We start from the raw sequence: 15,201 nt of genomic DNA, 5'->3' as shown, positions 1-15,201 counted from the left end.
GAACCTCCCAAGAGTTCACGCAAAAAAATGCGAATAAACTAAGTTAGGTTTTGTTTGGGAGGGCGGAAGAAACTGTTTACTGTTACGAGGTTAGGAATCTGTAGTTCAGGTTGGTGGATATAAACTTTATGTAGTTGGATGAGTATATGGGAAAGATATAAATCCCAAGAACAAGAAACAATGAAGTTGCATGGACAAGAAAAACACACATGGTCAGTATGTTCCCCTTCTTCGTTTAAATCGTGCCCTGGATTAACACCTAATGCATGATCTAAAAAAGCGTAAGGGCAACCACTTTCGGGAGAGCCAATCAGACCACAATTGACCTCGTTGTCAACGATGCGTTGGTACATAAAATTGGCAGAAAATAATAGGATAAAACTAAATAGGGAAAATTGCCTCCAAATTTTAAGTTTTTCCAAATTTGCCTTCATACGGTTACTTATAGTTTGGAATCTCCTTTGCGGTTTGCAATAACTTATCTGCAATTTCTGGCACACAGATTGGCGAAACATGGCTACTGTCCAAAAAAGTTTTGCAATTGGTGTTCCCTTTGTTTAAAGAAATGAGACGAATATTTTTTGAATTAACGCTGACCAAATTTGGGCCTAAAGATTCGAATAAATTACCGCCGGTAATCGATTTTCTTAGTTGGTTATAGTAAGGGTGGACTTGAGGTTCCCAGATTACCATGGGAATATTATGTTCTTCCGCAAGCTGAATGATTTTTTTTAAGAAAATATATTCTGTTTCTGAAAAAGCATAATTAGGTAATAAACGTTCTCTTTGGGATTCACTATAATCAATAATTCGATCTTTGTATTCTTGTGGTGTAAAATTATCTATTTCTATACCGACAAATTTGGGGTCGAAAGGTCGCTTTTTGTTTAGATAGGAAGCAAGAGCAATAAAATACGTATCATCGTTTGCTGTTTTGCCTTTAATTAGATTGGATATTCCTTGGATGGGACTAAAGTGATAGTTATAAGAAACAAATGCTAATCGCATTAAAATTTCTCTCTGGAATTTAAAGTTAAAAGCTGGAAAGATGTCAATCAGTTCGTCTTCGTGCAACATTAGTTCTTGCCATTTAGATTTGTACGAAAAAATATTATTTTCGTTTAGCATCTCTTCGGAAAATTCTAAAAATAACACATCTGGTTTAAAGTCTGAATCTATCATAGACTTTGTCATTAAATAGAATAAAAAATATTCTGAAGCTTTAATAGATGATCTGGTTTCGAAGTAAGTCGGGAAAGGGTAGGTGTTTTTGTTTACCGGTATATTTTCCCACTCATGAAAAATGTCTGATCGAGAAGTGCCTGCAACTACAATAACCTTTGTGTTCTCTGATTGTTTTTTTTTGTCTTCTTCCCAAACTTTTGGCAATCCGATGAGTACGTTTTGCCCGGACTTGTAGGCTCTTCTTCCTGCTTCTCTGAATTGCGGGATACAAACCAATTTATCGATTATGAAAATCGAAAGTAGAATAAAAAATGGATAAAGATAAATTCGTTTTTGGTTCATATTTTGTCTCAAAATTGGAAATAAATAAATGTTTCTACAGGACTTTCTATTTTGACTAAAGCAAAGAAAACAAGTAGGGCGAAAATTGGAATCAAGTAGTTTAGATATTTTTGAAGTTTGTCTTTAAAATAGTTTTTGTATTCAATGATATGCAAAATACAACTCGCAAGGATTAATCCCCAGAAATCTGGGCGATAAATAATTTTGCCAGTAAGGTTTATACTAGCAGACCAGAATGCTGAGATCCTTGCTAAAGTATCGATACGAAAAAAAGTAGCTAGGATAGAGAAAATTATGAATATCCATATAACGGCAAATACTTGTTTTGTGAAGGACATTGACTTCCGATCTGGTTTTCCAAATGCAAATCGTTCGATGGAGAGAAAAACTCCATGGAAAAATCCCCAAAGAAAAAATGTATAGGTGTTTCCATGCCAAAGTCCAGATAAAGACATGACGATGATGGTATTGATATTATACCTTAGTTCCGAAACTCGGTTTCCACCTAACGGAATGTATAAATAATCTCTGATCCAGGAAGAAAGTGTGTAGTGCCATCGGCTCCATAATTCGGAGAAGCTGACCGATAAAAATGGAGAACGAAAGTTTTCTGGAATTTCGTATCCAAGAAGAAAAGCAGAACCTCTCGCAAGGTCTGTATATCCGGAAAAGTCTCCATATACTTGAAAAGAAAATGCAACGGCTGTTAGTAATATTGAAATTCCATCATATTCCCCTGGACTCAAATAAACAGGATTGATGATTTTTGCAAGTTGGTCGGCGATGAGTATTTTTTTAACCAGACCAGAAATGATATGTAGTATTCCCCTTTGTACAAAATCCAAAGTAAGTTTAGAATGATCGATTTGATCATAAAAATCATCGTGCCTCATAATGGGACCAGCAATGAGTTGTGGGAAAAATAAAATGAATAATAAAAAGTTAACGAATGGAGATTCTGTAAATTTTCCTCTCCACGCATCTACCAAGTATGCTATCATTTGAAATGTATAAAAACTAATCGCTAAAGGTAAGATAATTTCTGATAAGGATTGGAAAAAGGGAATGGTTAAATCACCCTCTAACATTAAATATTTTATATACGTTAGGAAATATTTGAAAAAACATAAATTGATCAAATTGATTCCTACACCCAAAATTAGAAAAATCCTGCTTTTGGTTTTGAGGATACCGAGAACACAGAGATGAGTGAGGATGATAAATGCTACGAAATGGATTAAAAATGAACCGCTCCAATACGCGTAGAAGATAAGCGAAAAAATTATGAGAATATATTTTCGAAAACGAGAAGGTAAAATCCAATAGATAATATAACAGGCGATAAAAAAGAAAAAATAATCAATGGAATTGAACAGCATTTTCCCTAGAATTTCTGCGATATTTTTTTCTACCAGTCATTTTACACAATCATACTTGCGTCAAAAATCAAATCCAAGAAGATCAGTCTCCATGGCGACTCAAAATATACTGTGGACACCGAGTTCAAAAGAAACCAATTTATCCCGTTTCCTAGGGCATTTAGAAACCAAGTTTGCGAAATCATTTTCAGATTATGTTTCTTTCCACAAATTTTCGGTGGATGAATTTGAGTTATTTTGGAAGGAGTGGTTGTCTTATTCGGGTTTAAAGTTACATAAAGAACCCCAAAAGACGATTGAACGAGGAGTTCATTTTGCAAACTCAGAATGGTTCCCTGGTGCACTTTATAATTTTGCAGAAAATTTACTCGAAGTGGGAGATCCCGAATCCTTCGCATTAGTTTTTTATTCGGAAGATGGAAAGATCCAAAAATTAAAATATTCAGAACTAAAACAAGAAGTTCTAAAATTGCAAAAACATTTGTTTGGCCTGGGTGTTAAAAAAGGAGACCGTGTTGTGGGCCTTGTACCCAATGCTCCTATATCTACCATTGGAATGTTGGCAACTACTTCGTTAGGTGCTATATGGTCTAGTGCTTCACCAGATTTTGGGGTTAGGGGAATTCTTGACCGTTTTGAACAAATCAATCCTAAGGTTTTAATCTCTGTTGAGTCTTATTTATTCAAGGGAAAACAAATTCCAATTGTTGATAAATTGGAAGAAGTGTCCATTCAATTGGCCAAATCAACAAACTCTGAATTCAAACAAACTTTGGTTTATGATTTTGTGGAGCCCATCAAAGATTTTGGGAATATACAAAATCCATTTCGATACAATGAAATTTCTCCACCAAAACCTTCTGATCAATTGTCTTACGCCTCCATTTCCTTTTCCGATCCGGTATACATTATGTTTTCTTCTGGAACAACCGGTCTTCCGAAATGTATTGTTCAGGGCGGGGGAGTTTTACTCAACCATACCAAAGAACTTTCTCTTCATTGTAATGTATCCAAACATGATCGTTTTTTTTATTATACAACTTGCGGTTGGATGATGTGGAATTGGTCTCAGTCTGTATTAGCGTTAGGTGCAACACTTTATCAATTTGATGGAAATCCTTTCCATCCATCTTGGGAAACTCTATGGTCGATGGCTGAAAAAGAATCGATCAAGGTCTTTGGAACTAGTGCCAAGTATCTTTCTGTATTGGAAGAGGAAAATATAAACGTAAAATCCAAATATCCTTTGCCTGAATTAAAAGTAATTTTATCAACTGGTTCACCACTTCCAAATTCTGGATTTCGTTACGTGTATCAGAATATCAAAAAAGATTTACAATTGTCTTCTATATCCGGTGGAACAGACTTAAATGGATGTTTTGCTTTGGGAAATCCCAACTTACCTGTGTTTGAGGGGGAAATTCAGTGTAAGGGATTGGGAATGGATGTGCAGGTATTTGATGATATGGGTAAATCAGTTTCGAATCAAAAAGGGGAATTGGTATGCCCAACTCCATTTCCTTCCATGCCTCTATTCTTTTGGAATGATGAATCGGGTGCAAAGTATAAATCGGCGTATTTTGAAACCTATGATAATATTTGGTGTCATGGAGATTTTGCATCCATCACACCTGAAAATGGTTTGGTGATTTATGGTAGGTCCGATGCCACTTTGAATCCAGGTGGTGTGCGGATTGGAACTGCTGATATTTACTCTGTAGTTTCTACTATTCCTGAAGTGAAAGATAGCGTCATCATTGGACAAGATTATAAAGATGATGTACGTGTGATTTTATTTGTAGTAACAGCTGATGGTGTTCTTTTGGATGAAAGTTTAATCAAAAAAATTAAAGATCGTATCAAACTGGAAACTTCTCCTAGGCATGTTCCTTCGTTAGTACTTTCAGTTCCTGAAATTCCTTATACAGTGAATGGAAAAAAAGTAGAAATTGCCGTAAAACAAACGGTAGCTGGACTTGAGGTGAAAAATAAAAACGCACTTGCTAATCCAAATTCATTGAACTTTTTTAAAGACAGAAAGGAGTTACAAGTATGATTCCAAATCTTAGGATTTTTGGATTAGTAGCAATTGGTTTGTTAATGACAACAAATCTTTTTGCAGAAACCAATCTAACTCATTGGCACTCTTGTTTCCAAACCAATTGTATTTCGTTTGATCTTCCTTCGAAATGGTTTCTCACAGAACGTAGGTCCAATGGAATCACAACAAAGTTTGACCATTTCAAAACTTTGCCGTTAAAAGAAGAATCGGGCAGAGAAATCATTCCAGCTCTTGTGATCCTTTTTAAAGAATCCGAAAACAAAATGCCACTCCATCCGATTCTCTTTCATGCTGAGTCTAGACGGTTTAGTATGGTTACCAATATTCGTAAAAGTTTTACCTTACAGAAAATTCCTAATTCTGATAATGTTTATAAATTTTTAGGAATGTTCGGGAGTTTTAAAGATAAAGAAGATACAGTTGTGCAACACTATATCACAGCTACCGAAGATAAATTCGGCTTTACTATTTTAATCACTTGTTATGAGTCCGTTTATCCGCAAATAGAAAAAGACATTGCTCAATTTCTGGACAGTTTGTCCTGGAGTACAAGACCTATGCCTTGGAAGTTGCAACTACCAGAAGAACAAATTTCTAAAGCAAAAGAATTGGAACTTAGTGCTCTCGACCGATTAAAAACCAAAAAATCGGAAGAAATAACAATGGCTCTAGAAGAATTGAGTGATTCTTGTGAGTTGGGTTCAGCATCTGCTTGTGAGATGTTTACTTTATTTATGAATTTAGGCAGATAGCAAACGTTAGGTTATTTCTGCATTTTTTGAATGTATTCGGCCACGGCATCTATTTCTGTTTTCCGCATATGAGAATATGCTTTCATATAAGTTCCGGGAACTCCGTTTTTGATAGTTTTGGCTATGGCTTCTTTGGAAGATCCATAAATATAAGTTGATTTATCTTGGAAATTTGGAATTCGAGAGTTTCCCAATAACTGAGTTCTTGTTCCTCGTCCATTCCCCAAAGTGCCATGACAAGATACACATCCATTTTGTACATACATAGCTTCAGGAAAGGGAACAGTCACCGCTGGTGGAGGAGGTGGCTCTTTTTTCGGGGTTTCGTTTTCCGAAGAACAGTCTGCTAAAAAAGAAAGAAGAATTAAACATAGCAGTGATAAACGAATCTTCATTTTAGATAAAGTAGGAACAAAATGTTTTTATTTTAGAATATAGATTCATTAGAATTCATCAAAATCAATCACAATAGGTTCCTAAATTCACCAAATCAACATTATACTTTTGAGATAAGTAACAAAATACAATGTTTCTACCTGCAGCTGCCAAACTTGTTTTGTAATACAGAACTTCACTGATATGGCCAGTGAAAAAACTGGAAGTAGTTTCATTGGTTCCTAAATAAATATTATTTTGTGAAAAGGTTTGTGCGGTATTGATAGTGATTCCGCCAAATAAAACGTTAGAATAAAATCCAAAGGAAGTTGCACCCAAATGTTCGAGTCCCACCAAGTAAGGTGTAAGAAGCCCACCAAAACTTGGATTCGTATATCCTATATCTCCATTGCTTGGTTTTGTCATATGAATTCGATTGCTTTGGAGATTATAAGAAACTCCTCCTGATGCAGATTCTAATAATGGGCCATCTAAAGCATTGGTTCGACTAAAGGCCAAAAAGAAGGTCGAACTATTGGATGGAATGTCCGATGCAGAACCTCTAAAAAGATATTGTGAACTTGCTGCATCAAAATTAACCGAAGGTTTTCCATTGAATCCAGTATTGTTATAAGTCGGTGCAGAGGCACCGTTAAAAAATGAAGCAGCATTTCCACTTTGGTCATGCCAAGTAGTTACGTTTGTTCCATTTGTTTGGTTTGACAAACTTTCAGCACTTAGGTGAAGAACCAAACTGCTAACACCTAATGTCGGTGACCAGGTAGCAACCTGTCTTGGATCATATCCAGAAAGCGCTTGGATTTCATTAGCACTCAAAGGCCGGTTATAAATTAAAACTTCATCAATGGATCCGGTGTAACTAGTAGCGAGATCAGTTCTTGTCCCTATGGTAAAAGCTATGGGCAGAGTGTCCCAAGTGTTTTTGATATTCGTTTGGAGTAAAACTCCATTATCGTATAACATCGCAAGGTCGCCGTTAGTTGCACCGTAAAAAACTCCACAAAGTTGGTGCCATACGTTTTCATGATTGTAATATAGGCCTTCTACATCATTTCCATATCCAGCAAATAAATATTTACTTCCTGAGGCTCCCGTGCCCAATGAAGTTAGTCGATCTACACTTGCCATTCCGTAACTAACAATGGTTCCGGGATTTGCCAGTTGGGATTTGTGGTGCACACAAACAGTCCTTGGTTTTTTGGCATCTGGTAATTGGGTACCAGTGGTCGACACAGAGAGATAATTGGTTCCGTTGGTACTGATGGCACTTGAGGCATTTCCGAAACGATCTGTCGAAAGACCAACTCCCATATTGGTGACTTGGTTCCCCATTCCACTTACATCTTGGAAACCATTATTAAAATCAAAACGAGCGACAAGGCCCACAGGGATTTGTGCAGAAATCAACCGAACTTCCTTTGGGTCTAGGGCTTTGGAATAAATTCTTAAATCTGCCATTTTACCAGCAAAATGCTGAGTAGGAAATGTCATGATTTTTCCAACATAGACACCCGTTCCTGGGGTAGTTGTGACGGAACTTCCAATGATGGATGGGCCTGCGATCACCGTTCCATTGTGATAAATGGTTCCAACAGAACCGTCAAAGGTTCCGCAGATATGCGACCATTGGTTGATAGGAAAGGAATAATTTGTAAATACTTCACCACCTCCCAAACCTCCAAATCGAATCTGATTGGTCCCTCCGGCATTTTTAAATAAGGCAAGGATAAATTCCGTATTGCCACCAGTAGTGCCGTAAGAAAAAATAGGTGAGTTTTCGTTTGCATTGACTGGATATCGTTCGGGATGTACCCAAACGCAAACACTACGAGGGTGTTGCCCCATTGGCAAACCTGTCTCCGATCCATTCGCATAACCTGAATTATCTGCATAAAATCTAATGCTAGAGTTTGTACTTCTGTCTCTCCCTGGCGCAAAGTTAGTCAAACTTCCATACTGTGCTAAGGGAATTCCGATTGGTCCAGTTGGGTTTAAATTCCCATTCAATTCATACTGCATCAGAAGTTCAATCGGACGCGAGGCATAAGAATTTCCAACAAGACCTGGGTCTGCATTGCGAGCAAGGTCATTGATTTCTGCTTCATTCAACACGTTTGCATAATAACGAACATCGGCGATCCTTCCTGGAAAGTAGTTGGCCATTGCCGCAACTCCAATCGAAAAATCTCCTGTGGGTGGGTTTGTAACGAATTGTTTTTGGTAAACACAATTCCCATTCATATACACTCGATACACATTATTGGTGTCGACTGACATAGCCACATGTGTCCATTGTCCAGGTAAAACATTAATGGGTACTACATCGGTTGGAAAACTTCCCCGTAAGATCCCCAGTTGGCTTTGAGAGGAAATAAAAATTCCATGTCCATCAGAACTTGTCGTTCCATTATAGAAGATCATTTTGGCGGTGAGAGGAATGGATCCATCCCAGTTGAACCAAGCAGACATAGTGATGTTGTTTGTTGACCCCGAAGGCGAAGGTGCTATTCCTGCGTTGCCACTGGATGTTGCCGCTGCACCAGATGATTCTCCAAACCGACCGAGTCCAAATCCAGGGCTTCCCACAGCCGTGATTGTTTGGTTATTCAAATAGTTTTGGACGGATCCGTTTAGAGGATAGTAAGCTAACAGTCCAGAAGGATTGAGAGACCTAAGTGCATGAGTCGTTCCGAATACCAAAACATTTCCAATATTAGAAATGTACATTGGTGCATTGAGGGAGGCATTCACTCCTTCTCCATTGATAAGACCAGTGCCACCAGAACCTGCAATGGTGATGACTTCACCAGTTGTCATGTGGATTCGCCTGATTCGATGATTTCCATAATCAGCTACATATAAAAAGATACCATCATGTGTGATTCCATGTGGCATAAAAAAACTTGCATTCCCTCCCATTCCATCTACAAATCCTCCCGTGGAACTTCCAGCAAGGATTGTGGTGGCACCAGTCACTTTATGAGTTTTGGTAATGTTAAAAGTTCCTAGGTTGGATACATAAATATAATCCCCTGAAATAGTGATTCCTTCAGGTTGGTTGATATCTCCTCCACTGGTCAGTGTGGATACTTCTCTCGTACGAAGTTTGATCACTCTGATGGCTGAATTGTTTCGATCGGCAATATATAACTTTTCATCATCGAATACAATTCCTGTAGGAGAGGCAAACCTTGCAAGTAATGGATCTGTCGAATCCACATTTGCATTGCTAGGTGATAATGTTGAATCATCTCCGGCAAATGTTTCCGCATAACCCGAGCTAATCAGAATTCTTTTGATTCGATTTCCATTGAACTCAGTCACATAAAGATAAGTTCCATCGGTTGTGATTCCTCTTGGCAAATTGAAAGCACTGACAGCGCCTGACCCTGCTGTATTTCCAGAACTTCCATTTCCTACAAGGGATGACACTCCACTTGTTGTTGGGTCGAAGATTCGAATTTTATGATTTCCAGAATCGACTATAAAACCTTTGGTTCCATCAAAAGTAATCCCTCCAATATTTGTAAACGTGGCTGAGGTTCCCGTGGCATCCGCAGATCCGCTTGTGGTTTGTCCTGCTGCAGTGCTCACCTGACCTCGATAATAATGAATTTGTAAAGGGGCCGGTTTTTTAGCCGTGATGGTATTTCCATACCGATATCCAACAACGCAGTTTACAGCTACATTCGTAATGTTTGTTCCAAGTACAGTTCCAGTATAATTTGATTGGATGGCGCAGACATAACCTGGTGGTTCGGCGGTGATGGAGATATCATAACCAGTTCCACTGGCAATGGGTGTTGTAAATGAAATAGGAGTGGTTGTGGCACCACCGGGAACATTGATGGAGTCGATTCCATTGGTGACGGTCAGTCCAGAAGGTAAAGGAACTGTACTTGTGATGTTTCCACTCATGGAATAGTTATTTACCGAACATCCAATCGCGATATTTGTGATTGCTGTTGATGCTACAGTACCTGATCCACTGGTGATACTGCAAGTTTGCCAAGGATTTTGTGGGTTGGAAAATACTGTGACGGCATAATTGGACCCAGTGGGAATGGCAGTATTAAAGGTAAAAGTACCATTTCCCGCAACGATCAAATCATCTCCTGCGTTGTTTTGTAAAACAAAGGTGTTCACTCCAAAAGGAATGGTGAGTGAACTGATTGTCCCTCCCACTGTGTAAACATTCGGTTGGTAATTTAAACTAAGAATGTCGCTTCCCAAATAGTTTACCTTACACATCCGAACTTTTACATTTTGAGAAGAACCAGGTGTAGGGAAGGTATAATTGCCGACTGTTCCCGAAGAACAAGTGTTTGCCGTCAAGCCGCAAACTGGATCGGCAGGGGTTCCTGCAGCGCTCTCTTTACAAACCCAGGTAGTACCTGTTGTTGTAGTTGAAAAACTGACTGTATCTCCTGAATTCAGTAACGAACCTGTCGCCAAACTTGGAGTTGGCGTTGTCACCTTCAAAGTGTAAGTTGAGGTTTGAACTGTTGACTCAACCCATCCTGTTTTGCAATGGATGGCTTTGATAACTGCTTGGTTTGTATCGGTGATGGTTACGGTGCTGGTTGTCATGGTACCTGTGGAACAAGTGGGATTCACTTGTCCTCCATTTCCTAACGTATAACGGTATTCGGATCCAGGAATCAGAGTGGAAAGTGTGACTGTTCCATCATCATTAAATACAGATCCACTCACAGGAGAAAAATTAGCTGTGGGCAAACTACAATTTACGACGGCTCCTCCCTGATCAGAATTGGTTCCTGAATGGGTAGCCCCTGCTGTCATCGTACATACTTGGTTAGGTGAAGACAAGGAGACAACAATTTCATAATCGGAACCACCGGGAATGGTAGATGGGAAAGTAAAGTTTGTCACACCAGATGCGACTGTAACTTGTTGGGTCGTAAATGCTGTCCCACCAGTATTCACCAAATCCAAAGTAACTGAACCACTGAGGATACTGGTTGTGGTTCCACCAGGGCTCGAGACGGTTCCACTGATGAGAAAGGCATTGCTACAATTGACAGGTATGGTATAAATCCCATTGGCAACTGTGATGGTTCCAGAACTCAAAGAACAAACACCTGTGGGAATGATTCCTCCAGGATTATCAATGGCGATGGAAAAGGTTCCTCCACTTAGATAGGTTCCAGGAAAGGCAAAGGTTCCATCTGTCGTTACGTTAATTGTATTAGAACCATCTAATGTTAGTTTGAGTTCATTTCCGACACCGAGAGTACCTAAGATCCCCGTTACTTGTGCATTTACAACAAAGGAATTGGTTGAACAATTGATGGTGGATGTTATATGGGTGGCCGTCATAGTCCCTGTAGTCATAGCCGGTGTTGTGATCGAACAAGTTTGGCTTGGATTCGTGGGTTGGCTGACAATGCTAAAATTGTAAGTTTCGCCAGCAGGAAGTGGCGGAAAAGAAAAGTTTGCAGCATTGACATTGATCGTATCAGTTCCTGCACCTGTTATGTTTTGGAGTTGTAACCCATTTCCCAAAAGTCCTGTTACCGTTCCGCTGATGAGATAGAGCGCATCCCCGCAAACAATTTGAATGCCTTCGATATTGCCGTTGAGTACAGTCCCTGAACCGGAAGATACAATGCATTTTTGGATCGGAGAAGTGGGCGGGGTTTTTACAGTTACATTGTAAAAGGAACCAGAAGAAATCTTTTTTGAGAATGTATAGGTTTCGTTGGCTGTTACATTTACTAGATCTCCATTGTTTTCAACCTGTAGTCCTGACCCCAAAAGCCCTGTTACACGAAAAGAAACGGAGTAAGTTAATGTGTTCGCTTGTAAAAATCGAAAGGTAGTAAAGGTCTCCAAAATGGAACGGTTGATGCTTGGAAATTGACAAGCAAACAGAGGCAATGCGATTGAGTAGACAAAGACTTTTTGGAGAAAATTCATAAAATAACACCGATCTGAAATAGGTTCCGCATTTCCTTAACAACTTTTTTTATTATCGAAAAGTTAAATGTTGGAATCTATAAAGTCGAGATAATTTCTTTCCAAAGTACCTTGGGTTAGATGAAATCTTTTGAAAACTCCTCCAGACCGAAATCTTTTGAGAAGGAGTTTCATTTAAATCGGTTCTAAAAGCGAACTTCTGTTTGGTTTAAAGTAGTCCTTTTGAAGCTAAAAACTCTTCATTGTAAATTTTGGATTGGTATTTGGCACCACTGTCACATAACACGGTGACAATGGTGTGTCCCGGGCCTAGGTTTTTGGCAATTTGGTAGGCTGCGGCCAAATTGATCCCCACACTGCCTCCCATAAACAACCCATCTTTTTTTAAAACCAAATTCAAAATTCTTAGGGCTTCTTTGTCGTGGATTCTGATTGCGTCATCGGCTGGCATCCCTTCCATATTTTTGGTGATCCGACCTTGGCCAATCCCTTCTGTGATGGAAGATCCTTCGATGCTGATCTGTCCAGTTTTGACAAAGGAATAAATTCCCGAACCGTACGGGTCAGCCACAATGCATTTGATGTTCGGATTTTTGGATTTGAAAAAAAGTCCTGTCCCCGCATAGGTCCCACCGGTTCCGAGGGAAGTGGTCCAAACATCAATTTTCCCTTGGGTCTCTTCCCAAATTTCGGGGCCAGTTGTTTCGAAGTGAGCATTCCTGTTGGCTAAGTTATCAAACTGGTTGGCCCAAACGGAATTGGGAGTCTCATTGGCAATCCGTTCTGAGACTCGTACATAATTTCCTGGATCCGAATAAGGGACCGCAGGGACTAGTGTCACATCAGCACCTAACGTGCGTAGCATTTCAATTTTTTCTTTGGATTGTGTTTCCGGAATGACGATGACAGATTTGTAACCTTTTGCATTACAAATATGAGTGAGGCCTATTCCGGTATTACCCGCGGTCCCTTCCACAACGGTGCCACCAGGTTTTAAGAGTCCCTTCCTCTCTGCGTCTTCGATGATGTATAAGGCAGCTCTATCTTTGACAGACCCACCAGGATTTAAAAACTCTGCCTTGCCTAAAATTTCACATCCGGTTTCTTCACTTAGGGAATGGATGCGGATGAGTGGGGTGTTTCCCACAGTATCAATAAAACCGTTTCGTATATTTGTTTTCATGAGAATCGACTTGACTCCTTCTCTTTAGGCTTTCATCTTCCTAGTCTATGTTACAAACCATTCGCCTATGGTTCGCTCCTGCTCCGGCCATACCCAAAAAATCTGAAAAAGAAATCCAAACCCTATATCCGAAATTTCGGTTTCGTGTCTTGGAATCGACTTTTCTTGGTTATACGACCTATTACCTAACTCGAAATAACTTCTCTCCAGTTTCAAAAGAAATAGGTGAAGCGTTATCTTATTCGAAGACAGAGATAGGTGATATCCTCGCAGTCACTGCCATCACTTATGGGATTGGAAAATTTTTAATGGGAGCACTCTCCGATAGGTCCAATCCAAAAAAGTTTATGGCTGTTGGTTTGTTTCTGACTGCCATTTTGAATTTTTCATTTGGATTTGCGAATCATTATTGGATTCATCTTTTTTTATGGGGTGCTAACGGTCTTGTGCAAGGAATGGGTTGGCCACCATGTGGGCGTTCTCTTGGTCATTGGTATTCGGTTGGAGAACGAGGTACTACGTTTGCATTTTGGAATATTGCACATAATATTGGAGGCGGGATCGTTGGAGTGATCGCTTCTCATTCAGCAGCTCAGTTTGGATGGCAATATGCTTTCTTTGTACCAGGAGTCATTGCTCTAATTGGATCTGTATATTTATACATTCGACTTGTAGACACTCCCCAATCCGAAGGGCTTCCTCCTATTGAAGTTTATCGAAATGACTATCCACCGGAAGAAAAAGAAGACCATGAAAAAGAACTTACCACCAAACAATTGATTGTTGAACAAGTTTTAACGAATCAATACATTTGGTTATTTGCGATTATCAATTTTTTTGTTTATATCATTCGTTATAGTTTGATTGATTGGGGTCCTACATACCTAAAAGAAACCAAAGGAGCAGACTTACTGGGTGGTGGGTATTCCACACTCATTTTGGAATTTGGAGGGATTGGTTCGACGATTCTCATGGGTTGGGTATCGGACCGGTTTGATGGGAGAAGGGGGATGGTCAGTTTACTTTGTATTATCCCTATTTTCTTCGCTTTTTTAGGTATTTTGTTGAACCCTCCCGGATCCATTTGGATTGATTATATACTTTTTGGACTCATTGGACTTTTTATCTATCCACCTGTGATGTTGTTAGGTGTGGCTGGTATGGATTTTACCTCGAAAAAAGCTGTGGGGACAGCCGCAGGTTTTATCGGGTTATTTGGTTCTTTGGGAAGAACGGCACAAGGGAAGGGTCTTGCCATCCTTGCCACAAACTACTCTTGGGACGTAGCATTATATGCGATCCTTGTTTCCACTTTGATTGCCATCTTCCTTCTTGTTTTCAGTTGGAATTTACGTCCGCGTGGGTAAATAAATTGACTAAATGAATAAAATAGATAAGATACTGAACTTATGACACTCGGCAGAAAAATTTCCATAGGAATCATCGGGATCATAGCCATCCCGTTAGTTGTTGCTATTTTCTTACCTACTGGTTACCAGGTAGAACGTTCCATCGACATTAACAAACCAGCATCTGATGTATTTGCGTACATTCGAATGTTGAAAAACCAAGACCAGTATAGTGTATGGGCAAAAAAAGATCCTAGTATGAAGAAAATTTATACGGGTTTAGATGGAACCGTTGGTTTTATTTCTCGTTGGGAAAGTTTAGACAAAGAAGTCGGAACTGGAGAACAAGAAATTAAAATGATCAATGCGGATGCCTTAGAGATGGAAACAGAACTAAGATTTTTTGAACCTTTTGAAGGTACAGAACGCAGTTATATGAAGGTTTCTTCTTTGGACCAAAAAAAATCCAAAATCATTTGGGGGTTTGATGGTTCGATGCCTTACCCTTCTAATTTGATGTTACTTTTTATGAATTTTGAAGAAATGATCGGAAAAGACTTTGAAGAGGGACTATCTAACCTGAAAGTTGTTTTAGAAAAGTAAGGAAACTCAT

At 39.2% G+C, this 15,201-nt stretch carries 10 protein-coding genes; 4 read left to right on the top strand and 6 right to left on the bottom strand.

The features are described from left to right. Positions 1-38: 38 nt before the first annotated feature. Genes EHQ47_RS17700 through EHQ47_RS17690 form a run of 3 tightly spaced genes read right to left on the bottom strand, consistent with a single transcriptional unit; the run spans position 39 to position 2,906 of the window. The gene (locus EHQ47_RS17700; protein ID WP_135747164.1) at positions 39-434 is read right to left on the bottom strand and encodes a hypothetical protein; all 396 of its coding nucleotides are present in this window, start codon (positions 432-434) and stop codon (positions 39-41) included. A 4-nt stretch (positions 435-438) separates the two neighbouring features. Continuing rightward, a complete protein-coding gene (locus tag EHQ47_RS17695; protein ID WP_135749933.1) occupies positions 439-1,527 on the bottom strand; it encodes a DUF1574 family protein in 1,089 nt (362 codons plus the stop codon). A gap of 8 nt (positions 1,528-1,535) precedes the next feature. Next, entirely contained in the window at positions 1,536-2,906 is a 1,371-nt protein-coding gene (locus EHQ47_RS17690; RefSeq protein WP_135777735.1) for an MBOAT family O-acyltransferase, read from the bottom strand. A 91-nt stretch (positions 2,907-2,997) separates the two neighbouring features. Here EHQ47_RS17690 and EHQ47_RS17685 point away from each other — a divergent pair, with 91 nt between their 5' ends. Together EHQ47_RS17685 and EHQ47_RS17680 are read left to right on the top strand one after the other, a co-directional pair. Continuing rightward, a complete protein-coding gene (locus EHQ47_RS17685; protein ID WP_135777734.1) occupies positions 2,998-4,962 on the top strand; it encodes an acetoacetate--CoA ligase in 1,965 nt (654 codons plus the stop codon). Further along, the gene (locus tag EHQ47_RS17680) at positions 4,959-5,720 is read left to right on the top strand and encodes a hypothetical protein (protein ID WP_135777733.1); all 762 of its coding nucleotides are present in this window, start codon (positions 4,959-4,961) and stop codon (positions 5,718-5,720) included. Before EHQ47_RS17685 ends, EHQ47_RS17680 begins: the two co-directional genes overlap by 4 nt. Before the next feature lie 11 nt (positions 5,721-5,731). On the opposite strand, the gene EHQ47_RS17675 is transcribed toward EHQ47_RS17680, so the two are convergent. The 3 genes from EHQ47_RS17675 to EHQ47_RS17665 form a co-directional block, all read right to left on the bottom strand. Then, on the bottom strand, positions 5,732-6,115 hold the full coding sequence (locus EHQ47_RS17675) for a c-type cytochrome (RefSeq protein WP_135777732.1): 384 nt from the start codon (positions 6,113-6,115) through the stop codon (positions 5,732-5,734). A 64-nt stretch (positions 6,116-6,179) separates the two neighbouring features. Beyond that, the gene (locus tag EHQ47_RS17670) at positions 6,180-12,056 is read right to left on the bottom strand and encodes a LamG-like jellyroll fold domain-containing protein (RefSeq protein WP_135747709.1); all 5,877 of its coding nucleotides are present in this window, start codon (positions 12,054-12,056) and stop codon (positions 6,180-6,182) included. 208 nt (positions 12,057-12,264) lie between these two features. Beyond that, positions 12,265-13,239: a cysteine synthase A gene (locus EHQ47_RS17665; RefSeq protein WP_135747708.1), complete on the bottom strand. Its 975-nt coding sequence runs from the start codon at positions 13,237-13,239 to the stop codon at positions 12,265-12,267. Positions 13,240-13,286: 47 nt separating this feature from the next. Here EHQ47_RS17665 and EHQ47_RS17660 point away from each other — a divergent pair, with 47 nt between their 5' ends. Beyond that, entirely contained in the window at positions 13,287-14,606 is a 1,320-nt protein-coding gene (locus EHQ47_RS17660) for an MFS transporter (protein WP_135747707.1), read from the top strand. 42 nt (positions 14,607-14,648) lie between these two features. Further along, on the top strand, positions 14,649-15,191 hold the full coding sequence (locus tag EHQ47_RS17655; RefSeq protein ID WP_135747706.1) for an SRPBCC family protein: 543 nt from the start codon (positions 14,649-14,651) through the stop codon (positions 15,189-15,191). The last annotated feature ends 10 nt before the right edge of the window (positions 15,192-15,201 follow it).

Origin of the sequence: Leptospira bourretii (assembly GCF_004770145.1) — a bacterium.
Lineage (GTDB): Bacteria > Spirochaetota > Leptospiria > Leptospirales > Leptospiraceae > Leptospira_A > Leptospira_A bourretii.
This window is presented reverse-complemented; position numbering and strand designations above follow the sequence as displayed.

Bases quoted from the DNA above. Each gene is read 5' to 3' on its own strand.
- EHQ47_RS17700 (WP_135747164.1), bottom strand. From the start codon at position 434: ATGAAGGCAAATTTGGAAAAACTTAAAATTTGGAGGCAATTTTCCCTA.
- EHQ47_RS17675 (WP_135777732.1), bottom strand. From the start codon at position 6,115: ATGAAGATTCGTTTATCACTGCTATGTTTAATTCTTCTTTCTTTTTTA.
- EHQ47_RS17680 (WP_135777733.1), top strand. From the start codon at position 4,959: ATGATTCCAAATCTTAGGATTTTTGGATTAGTAGCAATTGGTTTGTTA.
- EHQ47_RS17670 (WP_135747709.1), bottom strand. From the start codon at position 12,056: ATGAATTTTCTCCAAAAAGTCTTTGTCTACTCAATCGCATTGCCTCTG.
- EHQ47_RS17685 (WP_135777734.1), top strand. From the start codon at position 2,998: ATGGCGACTCAAAATATACTGTGGACACCGAGTTCAAAAGAAACCAAT.
- EHQ47_RS17655 (WP_135747706.1), top strand. From the start codon at position 14,649: ATGACACTCGGCAGAAAAATTTCCATAGGAATCATCGGGATCATAGCC.
- EHQ47_RS17660 (WP_135747707.1), top strand. From the start codon at position 13,287: ATGTTACAAACCATTCGCCTATGGTTCGCTCCTGCTCCGGCCATACCC.
- EHQ47_RS17665 (WP_135747708.1), bottom strand. From the start codon at position 13,239: ATGAAAACAAATATACGAAACGGTTTTATTGATACTGTGGGAAACACC.
- EHQ47_RS17690 (WP_135777735.1), bottom strand. From the start codon at position 2,906: ATGCTGTTCAATTCCATTGATTATTTTTTCTTTTTTATCGCCTGTTAT.
- EHQ47_RS17695 (WP_135749933.1), bottom strand. From the start codon at position 1,527: ATGAACCAAAAACGAATTTATCTTTATCCATTTTTTATTCTACTTTCG.